Origin of the sequence: Bradyrhizobium sp. (assembly GCF_049581145.1) — a bacterium.
In the GTDB taxonomy this organism is placed as follows: domain Bacteria; phylum Pseudomonadota; class Alphaproteobacteria; order Rhizobiales; family Xanthobacteraceae; genus Bradyrhizobium.
In genome coordinates this window covers 1-16,301 of record NZ_JBAURI010000163.1, presented here as the reverse complement: position 1 = coordinate 16,301, position 16,301 = coordinate 1, and the positions used below count along the sequence as shown (strand labels likewise).

Here is a 16,301-nt window from a genome sequence, read left to right as displayed (position 1 = left end):
GTGTAGAAGCGCGGATGCGGCTCGGTCCTGATCGCCATGCCCTTTGCGACCTTGAGGTCCAGCAAAATCTGATAAGTGTAGAAACTGCCGCCGAAATTGCGGAACGGCGGCCACTGCACGCCGCTGTCCGGCGGCTCACCCCAATCTGCCTCGAAAACCAGTTGCCCGTCTCGGGTCGAGACCCGCAGCTCGTTGTCATAAGGATAGAACAACTCGATGCCATATTGCGCGCCTTCCGAGAAGGGTACGCAATGCCAGACCTGCTCGCGCGATCCGTCCGCGCGCGGTTCGCGCGAGCCGGCCCAGCCGGGAATCTCGAGCTTGGTCCGACGCGGCGCGAGCCGCGGATCGTTCAGGCGATATTTGACTTTGTCCATGAATACTCCCCCGAGGATAGGCAGCAGCAACGCGAACGGACATGGCCGGCCAATTGTTCCCGATTTTTCCGGCGTCCGATTGAGGCTGGCAATGCGCTATTTTGAGGCAGCGACGCGTTTGACCCACAGCGGCCGCTATCCTATATCATTTAGAATTATTCTAAATTGATCCGGGAATGCCGCGATGAAGAATTTTGCCGATCTGACCGAGCGTGAGGCGCTGGCGGTCGCGATCTCATCCGAGGAAGAAGATAGCCGGATCTACATGAGTTTCGCCGAAGATCTCGCGGAACGCTACCCTGACACAGCAAAGCTGTTCGAGGAAATGGCCGAGGAAGAACGCGGCCACCGCCACATGCTGCTGGAACTATACGAGCAGCGTTTCGGCAAGAACCTGCCGCCGATCCGCCGGGAAGACGTCAAGGGATTTTTGCGCCGCCGTCCGATCTGGCTGACAAAGAACCTGTCGCTCGACACCATCCGCAAGGAAGTCGAGACGATGGAGTTCCAAGCCGAGCGTTTCTACGTCAAGGCAGCCGAGCAGGCAAAGGATGTCCGCGTCCGCCGGTTGCTCGGCGATCTCGCCGAAGCCGAGAAAGGTCACGAGAAGCTCGCGGTCAGGCTGACCGACAAGATTCTCAGCCCGGATGCGCGCGAGGCCGAGGACAAGACGCGCCGGCGCGTGTTCGTACTGCAATATGTGCAGCCGGGACTGGCCGGATTGATGGACGGATCGGTCTCGACGCTGGCGCCGCTGTTCGCGGCCGCCTTTGCCACCCACCAGAACTGGCAGACCTTCCTGGTGGGACTGGCCGCCTCGATCGGCGCCGGCATCAGCATGGGCTTTGCGGAAGCCTTGTCCGATGACGGGTCGCTGACCGGACGCGGATCGCCCTGGCTGCGCGGCGCCGCCAGCGGCGTGATGACTGCGGTCGGCGGTCTTGGCCATTCCATGCCCTACCTGGTGCCGGATGCCTGGGCCAACGCGTTCTGGATTGCAACCTCGATCGCGGGAGTCGTGGTGTTCTTCGAGCTTTGGGCGATCGCCTATATTCGCGCCCGCTATATGGACACCCCGTTGCTGCAGGCGGTATTCCAGATCGTGCTCGGCGGCGTCATCGTGCTCGGAGTCGGTATTCTGATTGGCGCCGCGTGACCGGCAGGATCGGCATGACGCGCGATCTCGCGCATAAGCTGCGGGCGGCGTCTTTCTCGCCGGAATTTTATCACTGTTTGCTGGGACGACCGGAGCAGCCACCGATGATATTCAGGTCCACAATGTCGCCATCGCCAAGTCGGCCGGTTGACCGTTGAGCCGCAGCTCAAACGCCGGACCCGTCAATCCGATGTCGCATGCCTATGCCAGGACGTTTCAACCCCGCCGCAGAGAGACAGATGGTTCGGTTGACCAAAGCCTGGAGCTACCTAGCCCGGAACCGATTCCGTAACGCGTCCGAGACCGATATGTCTTGATCGCCATTTGGGGAATTTTGCGGGGCCGGCCGATATCGTTCAAGTGGCAAAAGGAGACATCATGACCGCTCGCCTGGAATATGGAACCACAGCCAAAGTGTTTCACTGGCTCATCGTGGCACTCCTCGTCGTGCAATATCTGATCGGCTGGCTGATGCCGGACCTTCACCGCAACATGAAGCCGGGTGCGCCCATGACGTTCCATATCTCCTTCGGGATCACCATTCTCGTCCTCATCACGCTGCGTCTGGCCTGGCGCCTGACGCATCCGGTCGCGCCGGAGAGTTCGCTGGCGCCCTGGCAGCGGCTGAGCTCGGAAGCCGTGCATTGGCTGCTCTATGCGCTGGTGCTGGCGACCACGGTGAGCGGCTGGCTGTTCGCGTCCTATCGCGGCTGGGGCGTCTCCTTCTTCTATCTGTTTCCGATGCCGATGCTGGCCTCCGACAACGCGGCGGCGGGCAAGGCGATCGACGGCCTGCACCAGGTGTTCGAATGGACGCTGCTGGTCGTGATCGGCCTTCACGTCGCGAGCGCATTCGCGCATCTGTTCATCTATCGCGACCGTATCATGCAGCGCATGCTGCCGGGATGATTTTTCCGCGGGAGCAATTCCGGTCAAGCCCATCTTGCCGCCGTCGTTCAAACTGATCATCATTCGGTCGAATGTCGGCTGGCGCTCGGAAAGCGGGTACCGGCTGTTCCGGATCATGCTCTTTGGAAACGGGGTTCATCTTGGCTCAATCGCAATGGAGCTTCACGACCACGGTCGGGATGTCGGCCGCGCTGAAGGCGAAACAGGTCTCCGCGGTCGAGCTGGCGGAACAGGCGATCTCCCGCATCGAGCGCCACGACGGCAGGATCAACGCTGTCTGCGTGCGCGATTTTGCCCGCGGCATGGAGGCGGCGCGCGCCGCCGACGCGGCACTTGCGCGTGGCGAGACGCGGCCGCTGCTCGGCATTCCCATGACGGTGAAGGAATCCTACAACGTGGCGGGGTTGCCGACGACATGGGGATTTCCAGCGCAAAAGGACTTTGTGCCGCGCGAAGATGCGCTGTCGGTTGCGCGGGTCAAGGACGCTGGCGGCGTGATCCTCGGCAAGACCAACGTGCCGGTCGGTCTCGGCGACTGGCAGAGCTTTAACGACATCTACGGCACCACCAATAATCCCTATGATCTCGGCCGCACCCCCGGCGGGTCCTCGGGTGGCTCCTCGGCCGCGCTGGCCGCCGGCTTTGGCGCGCTCTCGCTCGGCTCCGATATCGGCGGGTCGCTGCGCGTGCCGGCGTTTCACTGCGGCATCTATGCGCATAAGCCGACTTACGGATTGGTGCCGACGCGCGGCCACACGCCGCCGCCATTTCCGCCACTGCCGTTCGAACGCGACATGTCCGTGCTCGGGCCGATGGCGCGTTGCGCTGCCGATCTGGCGCTGCTGCTCGACGTGCTCGCGGGTCCGGATCCGGTCGAAGCCGGCAAGGCCCATCGGCTCACGCTGCCGCCGCCGCGCCATGCCGCGCTGAAAGACTTTCGCGTGCTGGTGATCGAGACCGATCCGGTGCTGCCGATCGACAGCAGCGTGCGCGGCGGAATCGAACGGCTCGCCGGCCATCTGGCCGGAGCCGGGGCCCTGGTTGCGCGGCAAAGCCCGCTGTTTCCCGATTTCGCGGCATCGTCGCGGCTCTATATGCGGATGCTGCTGTCGTTCATCGCCGCGTCCTGGCCTGCGGAGCAATATGCCGGAGCGCAGGCGGCCGCGGCCCAGCTTCCGGCCGACGACAATAGCCTTGCGGCGGAACGGTTGCGCGGCATCTCGCTCAGCCATCGTGCCTGGTTGCAGGACGATGGCGCGCGAGCTCGGCTGCGCGCGCAATGGCGCGAATTGTTCAAGACGTTCGACGCGGTGATCTGTCCGATCATGCCGACACCTGCCTTTCGGCACGACCATTCACCCGAGCAGGAATCCCGTCGCATCGTCATCGACGGGAAGGACTATCCTTATCCCGACCAGTTGGCGTGGCCCGGCATCGCCACATTGCCGGGCCTGCCGGCCACCGCGATCCCGACCGGCTTCGCGCCCGACGGGCTTCCCATCGGAGTGCAGATCGTCGGCCCCTGGCTGGAGGACCGCACGCCGCTGAAACTCGCCGAGCTGATCGAGCAGAAATTCGGCGGCTTCGTTCCGCCGCCGATGTTTGATGATTAGTTTCCGTCATTCCGGGGCAGCCTAGCGTGGCGGAGCATAGCGCCTGCGCGACAGGCTGATCACGGAATCTCGCGCCGCATAATCTCGAGATTCCGGGTTCGCGCGTTCCGCGCGCCCCGGAATGACTCCATCAAGCATCAGGCATCAAACATGATCACGCTGCGCACGGTCTTGCCGGCCTTCATCGCGGCAAAACCCTCATTGATCTCGGAGAGCTTCAGTTTCGCCGAGATCCAATCCTCCAGATGCAGCTTGCCGCGCAGGTAGAATTCGACGAGCCTCGGCATGTCGACACGGAAATGGTTCGAGCCCATCGACGAGCCCTGGATCTTGCGCTCGCGCAGGAAGTCGAAGCCGTGCAGCTCGATCTTCTGGCCGAATGGGATCATGCCGACGATGGTCGCGGTCCCGCCGGGTGCCAGCATCGCAAAGGCCTGCTCCGCGGTCTCCTTGCGGCCCAGCACCTCGAAGGCGTGATGGACGCCGCCCTTGGTGAGGTCGCGCACCTGCTGCACCACGTCGCCATTTCTGGGGTCGACGACGTCGGTCGCGCCCAGCTTGGTCGCAAGCTGCAGTTTCGCCGGATTGGTATCGACCGCGATGATGCGCCCTGCGCCGGCGATCTCGGCGCCATTGATCGCCGCCATGCCGACACCGCCGCAGCCGATCAGCGCCGCGAGATCGAGCGGCATGTCGTTGCGGATTTTGACGATGGCGTTTTCGTGCACCAGCATCTGCTCGGCAAATGACGACAGATTGAGAAATTGGTTGAGTTTTTCCGGCCGCGACCAGGACAGCCGGTTCGAGGCGCCCGGCAGCATCTTCACCGTGGTGTCGGTGCACAGCACGGTCCGCCCCGTGGTGCAATTGTCGCAGGTGCCGCAGAACACCGACAGGCAGGTCACGACATGATCGCCGGGCTTCACATAGCTGACGTCGGGGCCGACCTGCTCGACGATGCCGGCGGACTCATGGCCCAGCACCGCCGGCAGCGGATGCGGATAGAGCCCTTCCATGAAGTGCAGGTCGGAATGACAAAGCCCCGCGACCGCGGTGCGGATCAAGACCTCACGCGGTCCCGGCTTCGGCAGGCTGACGTCCTCGATCACCAGAGGCTTGTTGACTTCCATCAGGACGGCAGCCTTCATCGATGTTTCCTCCTTTTGCTCATCGTTGTTTTGCTTATCGTTGCGGCGTCTTCACCCCTCTCTCGCGGAGAGTTGGACGCCAGGTGAAGCCTAGCTCGCCGGAAGCCATTCGCCAATCTCCGCCATGCCGGCCGGGCGATCGCCGAGCAGGAGGCCGGCGATCGCATCCGCGCTGCTATTTTCCGTGAGCCGGAACGGGTCCACGGCCGACAGACGATGATCGATCACGAGCCGCGACAATAACAGCCGCCTGGCGTCACCCCGCACGTCATGGATGCGGCCACCTTCCCAGGCCAGCGCGACCGCGCTTGCGACATGATAGAGCAGGCTGGTGGCGCGGCGCGCCTCGGCCTCATTCTGCGGGCGCGCGGCGACCTCGCGCGCGAAAGCAATCGCGCGATCGGTAAGGCCACGCAGTTGGTCGCGAAAGGCTTGCGGCACCTTGGCGCTGTCATCGAGCCGGGCATGAAGATCGGCACCGAGCGCGGCTTCCGCGCCGTGGCTGCCGACCGCGCGCCTGACCGCGTCGAGCGCCACGATATTGCCGGTGCCCTCCCAGATCGAGCCGAGATGGGCGTCGCGCAACAATCGCGCGGTCGCGAACTCCTCGACATAGCCGATGCCGCCGCGCATCTCCAACGCATCGCCGCAGACTTTTCGCGCATCGCGGGTGGCGCGGAATTTGAGCGTCGGGGTAAGGATGCGAAGCAGCGCGGCGGCCTCCTGACTTCCGGCCTCGGCACGATCGAGCGCGTCGGCCGTGAGGAAACTCATCGACATAGCCTGCTCGGTCGCCAGCATGATCTTCATCAGTTGCCGCCGGCCGAGCGGCAGCTCGACGATGCGGCGGCCGAACACGACGCGGTTCCTGGCGACCGTCATGGCGTCGTGATAGGCACGGCGCATCAGCGCGGTCGACTTGACGCCGTTGGAGAGTCGCGACGAGTTGACCATCTCGGCCATCTGCACGAAGCCGCGGTCCAGCCTGCCGACCGCGTAGGCGATGGCGCCCTCCAGCTTGATTTCGCCGGAGGCCATCGAGCGGGTGCCGAGCTTATCCTTCAGCCGCACGATCCGGTAATGGTTCTGGGCGCCGTCATCGAGCAAACGCGGCATCAGGAACAGGCCGACGCCGCGCGTGCCGCTGCCGGCGCCTTCCGGCCGCGCCAGCAGCATCACGATTTTGGCGTCGGCGTTGGAGCAGAACCATTTCTCGCCATAGAGCCGGAAATGGTCATCTTCCGGTACGGCCCGCGTGGTCAGCGTCCCGACGTCGGAGCCGCCCTCCTTCTCGGTCATGAACTGGCCGCCCTGGGTCAGCTTCTCCAGGTCGGTCTGCGTCAGGCCGTCGAGATATCTGTCTTTCAATGCGTCGCTGCCGAAATTGGCGAGCAGTTTTGCGCAGCCGTCAGTGACATTGATCGGACAGCCGAGGCCGAACTCGGCCTGATTGAACAGGAAGGTAAAGGCGTGCTTGGCAACGACGGGGTATTTATCCGGCCAGCTCAGAATGCCCTTGCGGATCGACATTGCGTGGATGCCGAACTCGCCGAACGCCGTCCGCTCAAGTTCCCGGTAGGCCGGATGATATTCGATCCACTGCACATCGCGGCCGAAGCGGTCGCGCTGGTGCAGCACCGGCCCGTGACGGTCGGCGAGCCTGGCGCACTCGTCGAGATGGTGACCCGCGAGCGCTCCCAGCCGATCCAGATGCGGTTCGATATGGCGGAACAATCCGTCAGGCAGATGGATGCGCAACAGATCCGTCAACGCCGGATCGGCGCGGTAGAAATTCATTCCCGTGGTGTCCGGCGCCAGCAATCCCGGCCGGTCGATGGTGCTGTTGCCGTCCTGCGTCACGATCTGATGCATGAATGATCTCCCGTCGGTTTCCGCCCGCTTCGCTTTGTTCGTTTCGGTTTTTGCGCTTCGGTTTCTTCTTGCCGCTTTGCATGATGTCGATCATGCTCCCAACTGGGATGGGCTGCGGCCATCTCCGCTATCGCCATTTTCGCTATAAAGACATCCCGCATGCCGGACAAGGCCGCGCGAGATCCGATACCGGCTGCAGCCGCTTGCCTTGCGCGATTGCGCCCCCAGATCTTCTCTTCCGAGAGGAAAGGACCACCAAGCCATGGAAACGCCCAAATACAGGACTGGCCTGATCGTCGGCGCCGGCGAAGGCCTGAGCGCCTCGCTGGCGCGGCTGTTCGCCCGCGAGAAGATCAACGTGGCGCTTGCCGCGCGAAAAATCGAGAAGCTCGGGGCGCTCTGCCACGAGACCGGCGCCCGCGCCTTTGCCTGCAATGCCGCCGACGCCGACGACGTCGAACGGCTGTTCGGCCTGGTCGAGCGCGAAATCGGCACGCCAGACCTCGTGGTCTACAACGCCAGCGCGCGGGCGCGCGGCGCCTTTGTTGATCTGGTGCCGGCGGACGTCGCGCAGGCCATCATGGTCAGCGCGTTCGGCGGCTTCCTGGTGGCGCAGCAGGCGGCGCGGCGCATGCTGCCCGACAAGCACGGCGCAATCCTGTTCACCGGCGCCTCCGCCAGCGTCAAGGGCTATCCGCAATCGGCGCCGTTCGCGATGGGCAAGTTCGCGCTGCGCGGGCTGGCGCAGAGCATGGCGCGGGAATTGTCGCCGCAGGGCGTTCATGTCGCGCATTTCGTGATCGACGGCGGCATCCGCAGCGCGGGCCGCCTCGAACCGCCCGACCGCCCGGACTCGATGCTCGATCCGGATGCGATCGCGCAGAGTTATTGGAACGTCCTGCAGCAGCCGCGCAGCGCCTGGAGCTGGGAGATCGAATTGCGGCCATGGGTGGAGAAGTTTTGAGCCAACAACGACGCCGTCATTCCGGGCGCGCTTCGCGCGCCCGGAATGACATTGCACAATGAGGATTGCAATTTGAACGCGGAAACAACCATCGACACCGGCACCGACGAGCTCCTATGCGTAATCCGCGACCGCGTCGCGATCATCACGCTCAACCGGCCCGCGGTCCGTAACGCCATGTCGGACAATCTCACGCCGGCCTTGCGCAGCATGATCAAGAGCTGCGACGAAAATCCCGAGGTCGGCGTGCTCCTGATCACCGGCGCGGGCAAGGCATTCTGCGCCGGCGGCAATGTCAAGGGCATGGGCGCCCATCGCGACCGGAAGAAGCTCGACATGGCCTATGACGACAAGGTCGCCGATCTGCAGGAACGGCAGCGGCTGCTCACTGGCGCGCTGGTCTCGGTGCGCAAGCCGACGATCGCGGCTCTCCCCGGGCCTGCGGTCGGTGCGGGGCTGGCGCTGGCGATGGCCTGCGATATCCGCATCGCCGCACAATCGGCGTTCGTGTCGACCGGTTATCTGCGGGTCGCCCTGAGCGGCGATTACGGCATCGCCTGGCTGTTGACGCGGCTGGTCGGCACGGCGCGGGCGCGGGAATTGATGTTCACCGCCGACAGGGTCGATGCCACGAGATGCGAGGCGATCGGCCTCGTCAACCGCGTGGTGCCGGACGACAAATTGCAGCATGAAGCCTTTGCCCTTGCCAAATCGATGGCCGAAGGACCGACGCTCGCGCTGCGCGCCATGAAGGACAATCTGGACGAGGCCCTGCTGTTCGATTTCTCGACCGCGCGCGACCACGAGGCCGAGCGTCTGATCCGCCTGACGATGACGGCCGATCACCGCGAGGCGGTGCAGGCGTTCATCGACAAGCGCAAGCCGAACTTTGGGGGAAGCTGACACTCGGCGGCGGGTGAGGCTTTCTGGCAGGCTTGCGCATCAAGTGCCGGGCGGCGGCCGAGGCCGACGGCCAGGAAGCGGTCGAGCATGGCGTTGACCTGGTCGGCGACCTCGATCGTGTTGAAATGTCCGGCGAGCATCGTCTTCGCTTCGACCAGCTGCGGGCAGAGCTGCTTCAAGCGTAAGAGATCGCGCGCCATGTTCACCATGGGCACATCCGCGGAGATATAGGCCATGGGAATCTTGCACGCCTCTGCCGCGGGCGTCGGATCATAATCCTGCGCGAAATTCCGGATGGCCGAATAGGCCGCGTGCTGCGGTATCTTCTCGCAAGGCGGCAGAATATAGCTGTCGAAGATCATCTTCCGCCGCGCCGGATCGTCGAAATCGCAACCGATCTCCCATGCGTTGGCTTTCGATACCGCGCGGTAGTTCGGGCCGCCGATGCCGTCCAGAAGCCGTTTGAGGTCCGGCGAATCCCGTAGAGCGGCGGGCGCCATCACGATCGAGTCGATCATCACCAGGCCTGAGGCGAGTTCCGGATAACGCCCGCACAATTCGAGCACGACCGCGCCGCCGAAACTGTGGCCGATCACCACAGGCTTTTGCAATCCGAGCTGGGCGCACTGCCAGGCGATATCGTCCGCAAACCCTGCCATGGTGTATTCCTGCTCCGGCGCGTCGCTGGCACCGTGGCCGCGAAGATCGACTGCCACCACACGACGGGTTTGCCCGAAATGGGCGATCTGGGGCGTGAAGATGCCATGGTCGCCGGTCCAGCCATTGACGAGAACCAGCGGCGGCCTTTCCGGAGCGTCAGGTCCCAGTTCAAAATGCGCCAGGCGCACACCGTCACGATTCAGGAAAGCTGGCTTGAGTGCTTCATAAGAGATCACGATGTTCCTCCTGAACTGGCCTTGGATTCGCGCAGCGGCGTGTAGAGTTTGGCGGGACCAAGAATACCGATATAGCTCGCGATCGCGAGCACACAGGCGGCAAGCATCGCCACCGCCATCGAGAACGCCGAATGACCGTCAAACAGCCGGGCGACCAGCGCACTGGATGACGCCGCGGCGATCATCTGCGCAAATGCCATCACGGCGCTGATCGATCCCGCGATCTCGGGCATCGGCCGCAATGCGCCGCTCATCGCGTTGGGCGAGATCAAGCCGAACGACAAGGCGACCCCGACCATCACGGACATCACGACGGCGATCGACTTGCCTCCGGCGATGGCCATCACGAGCAAGGCCGTGGCCAAAACGGTCGAGAGCACGAGACCGATCACGATCATCTGGCCGGGCGACACACCCCAACGGTCGAGGCGCTTGTTGACCAGCACGCCCGTCATGACCGACAGCGAGCTCGCGCCGAAGATCAGACCATACTGATAGGGGCTCAGGCCCAGAGCATTGATGAAGAACAGTGAGGAGCCCGTGATATAGGCGAACACGGCGCCCGCGGCGGCGGCATTGCACAGGATATTCCCGACGCAAACGGGATGCCGCATGACGCGAAGGTAGTCGCGGATCACCGCTGCCGGGCCGAGCCGGATCTCTGGCTTGATCCGCGCACTCTCGCGAAAGCCTGCCATTCCCGCGAGCAGGACCAACGCGCCGGCGATCGGTACGAGGTAGATGGTCCGCCAGCCGCCGAGGGTGAGCAGCGCTGCGCCTGCGCTTGGCGCGATCATCGGGACAATGTTGATGGCAAACACCACATTGGACATTTTCGCCCGGGCCGCGGCACCGTCGAACAGGTCGCTGACGATGGTCACGGCGGCCATTCCCGGGCCCGAAGCCCCGGCCCCCTGGAGCGCGCGGAACAGCAGCAGCTCCGGCAGTGAATCGGCGAGGATGCAGCCCAGGCTGGCAAGGATTCAAGCGCGCAGCCAAATACCACGATCGGCTTGCGGCCGAGGCGATCCGACACCGGCCCATAGACCAGAAGCGCGGCGCCCAGACCCAAGAGATAGGCGCTCATCGCCTGCCCCACATCCGCCGGCGCCGCACCGAGATCAGCCCCTGTCGCCGACAGGCTCGGCAGGATCATGTCGATGCCAAAGGTCGGCAGCGAGGACAGAAGACCAAGCAGCAGCGTCAAGGCGAAGGAATCGGGGTGAATGCGCACGGTCAGGGCTCGCTTTCAATCGGCGTCAGGGCTTGCGCCTCGCGGACGCTGGAATCATTACGCGCGGTCGGTGGCCGTGCCGGGCACATGATGCCCGGCGCCGCTTCGCCAATGGTCAGGTCAGGCAATGCCTCGAAGCTGCCGTCGCCAGGGCTGCAGTCGGGCTTCGCGCCCGGCTGCGGCAATCATTTCCATCTCGTCGACGAGGCTCGACCGATCCATATCGGCCTTGATGGCCTCGCCGACGCGGCGGGCCGCCAATTTGAATTGCGGCTCCATGATCAGGCGGATCACCGCCTTGGCAATCTCCGCTTCAGTCGCCGTCGCAGGCAGTCGCAGCCCGGCGCCTTTGGCCTCGACACGCGCGGCGTTGTCGGCCTGGTCCCGCCCCATAGGGAGAACGAGCTGCGGTAAGGCATTGATCAGTGAACGCGTCACGGTGCCGTGGCCACCTTGCGACACCACGACGGAAACGTCCTTCATGACCAGGTCATGGGGAGCGCCGCGGACCACATGCACGTTCTTCGGAGCCCGCAGATCCGCCATGTCCAGATTCGGGCCGGTTGTTGCAAGCGCGTCGATCTCGATCGTCCCCACCGCGTCGATGATGCGCTGAAACAGATCGCGTTGACCTTGCGCGCCGGTGCTGCAAGCGATCAATGCGCGGGAACGGTCCGGCCGCGCCGACCATCGCGCTCGCCAGGATTCCGCTTGCGAAGACTTCTCTTGCGAAGACTTGGCCTGCAGCGACCAGTTCGGCACATCGAGCAGCGGACCGACATAGTGGAAATTGGCGGGCAGAGAATCGGCCTGAAAGTCGAACGCCTGGCTGGTCGCGAGCAGGAGCCGGTCGGCCCGATCGAACAGATGCATGACATCCGCGAGCGCCGGAAGGCCCAGATCGGCGCGGGCCCGGTTGAAAACGGGAAGGAACGCATTCAGCGTCTCGGCCATGCTGGCATTGGCTGCGTCGACCTCGGCACGTTCTTCCGGGGTCTTCGGCTGGCTCAGTCCGCTGCTGGCCGGGGGCATTCCCGGCAGGGTCCGGATGCTCACATGAGGGGAAAGCAGAGCGAACGGTACATCGGATGCTTCCGCGCCGAGCGCGGCGCCAAACAGCACGTCGAGGCTGAGAACGGCGTCCGTCGGCGCGCGGCCGATCTCATGTTCGATATCGGCGGCATAGTCCAGGCAGGGATCGAATACGACCCGGCGTATCCAATCCTGCATGTCGGAAAAATCCGTCGGATCCGCGGCCGCGCCGATCGGGGCACGGTGCCAGCTCGCAAATTCGAAGTCCGCGGCCTCGACTTCAGCGCGCATCGCCGGATCCGCGATCACCCGGACATGGTGTCCCTTCCGGCGCAACTTCCGTCCTGCGGTGAGCACGGGGCTCATATTTCCCAGGGTACCCCACGACGCCAGAAGAAAATGATAAGACATCCGAGAAGCCTTTCGTCACGGTCGCGAACTCGCTGACGCGATCCGCCCTCGCGCGACCATTGCGGGCTTTCGGCGGATGCGCGGCTGCGCGTGCGTCGGCGCGAGCCACGCCAAAGACTGGGCAGCGCGCGCTACCGGACGATGTCTCGTCGGGATGAAATGGTTACATCTGTAAGGATGAGCGCCACGAGCCTGGCGCAACGTCAGCTGTCGCGCCGATCGGCGAGCTTTCGCATCATCACGTCGCGAGTCCCGCGCCGTTCGGATCACACACTCTCGTCACCAGATAGATCGCGGTCAAAGCTACGGTCAAATCGCCTTGGGATTCGAACCCAAATGGAAGCTCACACTGGTTTGGCTCACAGCAACGCGAGACGACAGATCAATTCGCGAGTGCCGCCGCCTGCAGTTCGCGTGAGGCCGCAGCGATCCGCCAGCTCGCGCAGGCAATCGCTTGCTGCGCGACATCGATCTTTTTATCGAAGCGCACGAGCTTCCAGTCATCGGGGTGGTTGCCGAAGGCGAAGCCCGACTTCCGCGCGAGCCTGATCATGATGTCGTTGGAGCGCAGCGTGTCGCCGAACATGCGCTCGGCGCCAAACGCCGCCGCGCGGCATTGCAGATTCTTCATCAGCGCGGAGCCGAGGCCAAAACCCTGCCAGCGGTCGTCGATCGACAGGCCGAATTCGAAACGCCTGGTACCGGCGTCCAACGCATAGCGCGCTTCGCCGACGATGGTCTCGAAACCGTCGACCTCCATGGTCGCGATCACGGTAAAACCCTCGTCATCGCCGACATGAGTGAAACGGTGCAGCAGTCCCTGCGGCAACTCGCTCATGGCGCCCAGGAACCGGTTGTAGCGGGAGCGGGCCGACAGCGACCGGAAGTAATTCTGCAACTCCTCCCCATCGCGCGGCTCGACAAAACGGACCGTCACCGCATCGCCGCGGCGCGAGCGCAGCACATCGGAATATTGCCTGAGGTCGTCGAACCCGAGCCGTAGCATGGCGAACTCCTGCGAACACAGAATGGCCGGCGCCCCGCGTCGGGCAGCGCCGGCCGGCTGCTGATCAAGCCCGCCAGAACGGCTTTTCGACCTCGCGCACGATATCGCTCCAGCTCAAGCCGACGTCGTGCAGGTCGCGTTCGGACCACTGGGTGAGCTCCCGGCGCGCCTGATACCGCTGCAGCCAGAGACCCAGCGTTTCGGCGAACCGCTCCCAGAGTCCCGCAACATGATGATTTGTCATTGATTCATGAGTGCAGGTAGACATTTTCCGCTCCTACAGCTAGCGTTTGCAGCCTATATCTGCGCCCTTCGGCGGCTTCGCAAACGACACTTTGTAACGCTTCGGATGAAGAAAATTCATACATAGGGGGAGCAGGAGATGACTGCCAGGCTGCCGTCGCTCAATGGCCTGCGGGCGTTCGAGGCCGCGGCGCGGCATTTGAGCTTCACCCGGGCCGCCGCCGAATTGAACGTCACGCAGACCGCGATCAGCCATCAGATCAAGCGGCTGGAGCAGGAACTCGGGATTGCCCTGTTCATCCGCCAGAACCGCAGCCTGGCACTGACGCCGCAGGCGCGGGACTACCTTCCCGGCGTCCGCGCCGCGTTCAACGATCTGAGGCTCGCGACCGACCGGCTGTTGCGCAAGGACGACGACAAGGTCTTGACCATCTCCACCCTGGCCTCCCTGGCCGCAAAGTGGTTATTGCCGCGGTTGTCCAACTTCCAGGAAGCGCATCCCGGCATCGACGTCCGCATCACCACGTCGACCGCGCTGGTCGACTTTAGCAGCGGCGATGTCGATGCCGCGATCCGCTACGGACGGGGACACTGGCCTGGCGTGCGCTCCCAATGGCTGATGGCGGACGAATTGTTTCCGGTCTGCAGCCCACAGCTTCTGGGCGGCGAAAAGCCGCTGACATGCCCGCAGGACCTCGCCAATCACACGCTGCTGCATACCAGCGGCGGCTATGACGATGACTGGCGGCTGTGGCTCACCGCGGCCGGCCTGCCGGCCAGCATTGCCAGGCAGCCCGGACCGACCTTCGACCTGATTTTCATGACGGTGCAGGCCGCGATCGACGGCTTCGGGGTGGCGCTGGGCCGGACCTCCTATGTCGAAGGCGACATCGCCAAGGGCCGGCTCGTGGTTCCCTTCAAGATCGCCCTGCCCTCCGACGCCGGGTTCTACCTGGTCTCACGGGAAGCTGCGCCGGATCCGCCGAAGCTGCGCGCCTTCCGGCAATGGCTGGCTGGTGCAGCGCGGGACAAGCCCTGAAAGCCATGCGCCCAAGGGCGCATTAGCCGAAATATCAGACGTTTTCCGGTTGGTCGCGGAGCCATGGCGTGGCAGATTGCTGGTCGCATGGTCCGGAAACGGGAAGCCGCCAAGCGATCATGCGCCAACAACGATCTCGAGCGCGACGGCGGGTGATCCCCTGGGCGTTCGCGCTCCAAGCTTTTTAGTGCTGGCTGGCGCAACCGGCCGCTTCGAACGGGGGAAGAGAGTCCGTCCATGTCGCAAACGTCCACCCTTAAGCCGCCGGTCCTGAAGTCGCGTATCGGCGCCATCCTGCGCGCGACCAGCGGCAATTTCCTCGAACAGTTCGATTTCTTTCTGTTTGGTTTCTACGCCAGCGCGATTGCAAAAGCGTTCTTTCCGGCCGAGAACGACACCGCAGCGTTGCTCAACACCTTCGGTGTGTTCTGGCTTGGCGCCCTGATGCGCCCCATCGGCGCGATCGTGCTCGGTGCCTATCTCGACCGCATCGGCCGCCGCCAGGGGCTGATCGTCACGCTGGCAATCATGGCGGTCGGCACCGTGGTGATCGCCTTCTGTCCGAGCTACGCAACGATCGGCGTCGCCGCGCCTGTCATCGTGCTGATTGGCCGGCTGCTGCAGGGATTTTCGGCCGGTGTCGAACTCGGCGGCGTGTCGGTCTATCTCGCCGAGATTTCCACACCCGGCAACCGCGGCTTCTACACCTCGTTCCAGTCCTCGAGCCAGCAGGTCGCCATCTTCGTCGCCGCGATCCTCGGTTATATCCTGAGCGAGGCGATGCCGGCGGCGACCGTTGCGGCATGGGGATGGCGGATACCGTTCTTCATCGGCTGCCTGATCATTCCCGTGATTTTCTTCCTGCGGCGGACGCTGGAGGAAACCCCGGAATTTCTGGCGATGAAGAAACATCCGACCGCCTCCGAGGTGTTTGCCTCCGCACTGGCGAACTGGCGCATCGTGGTCCTCGGCATGATGATCGCGGTCCTGACCACCACGACCTTCTACTTCGTCACCGTCTACACGCCGACTTTCGGCAAGAATGTCCTGAAGCTGACCTCGCACGACGCGCTGCTGGTCACGGTTCTCGTTGCCGTGACGAACTTCATCTGGAATCCGGTCGGCGGCGCGGTGTCCGACCGGCTCGGCCGCAAGCCCGTGCTGCTGGCGATCGCCAGCCTCTCGCTGGTCACCGCCTATCCCGCGCTGCACTGGCTGGTCAGCGAGCCGACCTTCGGCAAGATGCTGGCAGTGGAGATGATGTTCTCGTTCTATTTCGGCACCTACAGCGGCACCATGCTGGGCTCGCTGGTCGAGATCGTGCCGGCGCATGTTCGAACCACCTGTTTCTCGATGGCCTTTGCGCTGGCCGCGGGGCTGTTCGGCACCTTCACGCCGTTCGCCTCGACCTGGCTGATAGCCCAGACCGGCGACAAGGCTTCGCCCGGCTACTGGCTGATGTTCGCGGCGGCTCTCGGCATCATCGCCGCGCTCGCCG

At 64.0% G+C, this 16,301-nt stretch carries 15 protein-coding genes and 1 pseudogene; 7 read left to right on the top strand and 9 right to left on the bottom strand.

The genetic code is table 11. The features are described from left to right. A pseudogene (locus WCB02_RS05330) lies at positions 1–377 on the bottom strand (hypothetical protein); the annotation flags it as partial. Positions 378–561: 184 nt separating this feature from the next. On the opposite strand from WCB02_RS05330, the gene mbfA reads away from it, so the two are divergent. The 3 genes from mbfA to WCB02_RS05315 all read left to right on the top strand — a co-directional run bounded on the left by mbfA (position 562) and on the right by WCB02_RS05315 (position 4,055). Beyond that, on the top strand, positions 562–1,533 hold the full coding sequence (gene mbfA, locus WCB02_RS05325; protein WP_423956794.1) for an iron exporter MbfA: 972 nt from the start codon (positions 562–564) through the stop codon (positions 1,531–1,533). Positions 1,534–1,911: 378 nt separating this feature from the next. After that, on the top strand, positions 1,912–2,442 hold the full coding sequence (locus tag WCB02_RS05320) for a cytochrome b (RefSeq protein WP_423956793.1): 531 nt from the start codon (positions 1,912–1,914) through the stop codon (positions 2,440–2,442). Between the two features lie 140 nt (positions 2,443–2,582). After that, positions 2,583–4,055 carry an amidase gene (locus WCB02_RS05315; RefSeq protein WP_423956792.1) on the top strand — a complete coding sequence of 491 codons (1,473 nt, stop codon included), beginning with the start codon at positions 2,583–2,585 and terminating at the stop codon, positions 4,053–4,055. A 137-nt stretch (positions 4,056–4,192) separates the two neighbouring features. Here the strand turns inward: WCB02_RS05315 and WCB02_RS05310 are convergent, their stop codons facing one another. Beyond that, the gene (locus WCB02_RS05310; protein ID WP_423956791.1) at positions 4,193–5,203 is read right to left on the bottom strand and encodes a Zn-dependent alcohol dehydrogenase; all 1,011 of its coding nucleotides are present in this window, start codon (positions 5,201–5,203) and stop codon (positions 4,193–4,195) included. Between the two features lie 90 nt (positions 5,204–5,293). Then, complete coding sequence (locus WCB02_RS05305) at positions 5,294–7,075, bottom strand: acyl-CoA dehydrogenase family protein (RefSeq protein ID WP_423956790.1); 1,782 nt, start codon at positions 7,073–7,075, stop codon at positions 5,294–5,296. Positions 7,076–7,337: 262 nt separating this feature from the next. Here WCB02_RS05305 and WCB02_RS05300 point away from each other — a divergent pair, with 262 nt between their 5' ends. Both WCB02_RS05300 and WCB02_RS05295 read left to right on the top strand, forming a co-directional pair. Continuing rightward, positions 7,338–8,039 carry an SDR family NAD(P)-dependent oxidoreductase gene (locus WCB02_RS05300; protein WP_423956789.1) on the top strand — a complete coding sequence of 234 codons (702 nt, stop codon included), beginning with the start codon at positions 7,338–7,340 and terminating at the stop codon, positions 8,037–8,039. A gap of 72 nt (positions 8,040–8,111) precedes the next feature. Next, the gene (locus WCB02_RS05295) at positions 8,112–8,942 is read left to right on the top strand and encodes an enoyl-CoA hydratase (protein ID WP_423956788.1); all 831 of its coding nucleotides are present in this window, start codon (positions 8,112–8,114) and stop codon (positions 8,940–8,942) included. Here WCB02_RS05295 and WCB02_RS05290 read toward each other — a convergent pair. The 6 genes from WCB02_RS05290 to WCB02_RS05265 all read right to left on the bottom strand — a co-directional run bounded on the left by WCB02_RS05290 (position 8,882) and on the right by WCB02_RS05265 (position 13,789). Then, positions 8,882–9,838 carry an alpha/beta fold hydrolase gene (locus WCB02_RS05290; protein ID WP_423956787.1) on the bottom strand — a complete coding sequence of 319 codons (957 nt, stop codon included), beginning with the start codon at positions 9,836–9,838 and terminating at the stop codon, positions 8,882–8,884. The genes WCB02_RS05295 and WCB02_RS05290 overlap by 61 nt on opposite strands. Beyond that, positions 9,835–10,770: an MFS transporter gene (locus WCB02_RS05285; RefSeq protein WP_423956795.1), complete on the bottom strand. Its 936-nt coding sequence runs from the start codon at positions 10,768–10,770 to the stop codon at positions 9,835–9,837. Before WCB02_RS05285 ends, WCB02_RS05290 begins: the two co-directional genes overlap by 4 nt. After that, positions 10,716–11,072 carry an MFS transporter gene (locus tag WCB02_RS05280; protein ID WP_423956786.1) on the bottom strand — a complete coding sequence of 119 codons (357 nt, stop codon included), beginning with the start codon at positions 11,070–11,072 and terminating at the stop codon, positions 10,716–10,718. Before WCB02_RS05280 ends, WCB02_RS05285 begins: the two co-directional genes overlap by 55 nt. A gap of 120 nt (positions 11,073–11,192) precedes the next feature. Then, positions 11,193–12,395, bottom strand: coding sequence for a glycosyltransferase (locus WCB02_RS05275; RefSeq protein ID WP_423956785.1), 1,203 nt, complete (start codon positions 12,393–12,395; stop codon positions 11,193–11,195). Between the two features lie 502 nt (positions 12,396–12,897). After that, positions 12,898–13,521 (bottom strand): N-acetyltransferase family protein, encoded by a 624-nt coding sequence (locus WCB02_RS05270; protein WP_423956784.1) that lies wholly within the window; start codon positions 13,519–13,521, stop codon positions 12,898–12,900. Between the two features lie 64 nt (positions 13,522–13,585). Continuing rightward, positions 13,586–13,789, bottom strand: coding sequence for a DUF1127 domain-containing protein (locus WCB02_RS05265; RefSeq protein WP_423956783.1), 204 nt, complete (start codon positions 13,787–13,789; stop codon positions 13,586–13,588). Between the two features lie 114 nt (positions 13,790–13,903). Between WCB02_RS05265 and WCB02_RS05260 the strand changes: the two genes are divergently transcribed. Beyond that, on the top strand, positions 13,904–14,803 hold the full coding sequence (locus WCB02_RS05260; protein WP_423956782.1) for a transcriptional regulator GcvA: 900 nt from the start codon (positions 13,904–13,906) through the stop codon (positions 14,801–14,803). A gap of 237 nt (positions 14,804–15,040) precedes the next feature. Further along, positions 15,041–16,301, top strand: a 1,261-nt coding sequence (locus WCB02_RS05255) for an MFS transporter (RefSeq protein ID WP_423956781.1), incomplete at its 3' end; no start/stop codon positions are given.

Excerpts from the sequence above, each read along its gene's own strand:
- WCB02_RS05305 (WP_423956790.1), bottom strand. The coding sequence starts at position 7,075 with ATGCATCAGATCGTGACGCAGGACGGCAACAGCACCATCGACCGGCCG.
- mbfA (WP_423956794.1), top strand. The coding sequence starts at position 562 with ATGAAGAATTTTGCCGATCTGACCGAGCGTGAGGCGCTGGCGGTCGCG.
- WCB02_RS05320 (WP_423956793.1), top strand. The coding sequence starts at position 1,912 with ATGACCGCTCGCCTGGAATATGGAACCACAGCCAAAGTGTTTCACTGG.
- WCB02_RS05275 (WP_423956785.1), bottom strand. The coding sequence starts at position 12,395 with ATGCGCGCTGAAGTCGAGGCCGCGGACTTCGAATTTGCGAGCTGGCAC.
- WCB02_RS05265 (WP_423956783.1), bottom strand. The coding sequence starts at position 13,789 with ATGTCTACCTGCACTCATGAATCAATGACAAATCATCATGTTGCGGGA.
- WCB02_RS05300 (WP_423956789.1), top strand. The coding sequence starts at position 7,338 with ATGGAAACGCCCAAATACAGGACTGGCCTGATCGTCGGCGCCGGCGAA.
- WCB02_RS05310 (WP_423956791.1), bottom strand. The coding sequence starts at position 5,203 with ATGAAGGCTGCCGTCCTGATGGAAGTCAACAAGCCTCTGGTGATCGAG.
- WCB02_RS05260 (WP_423956782.1), top strand. The coding sequence starts at position 13,904 with ATGACTGCCAGGCTGCCGTCGCTCAATGGCCTGCGGGCGTTCGAGGCC.
- WCB02_RS05270 (WP_423956784.1), bottom strand. The coding sequence starts at position 13,521 with ATGCTACGGCTCGGGTTCGACGACCTCAGGCAATATTCCGATGTGCTG.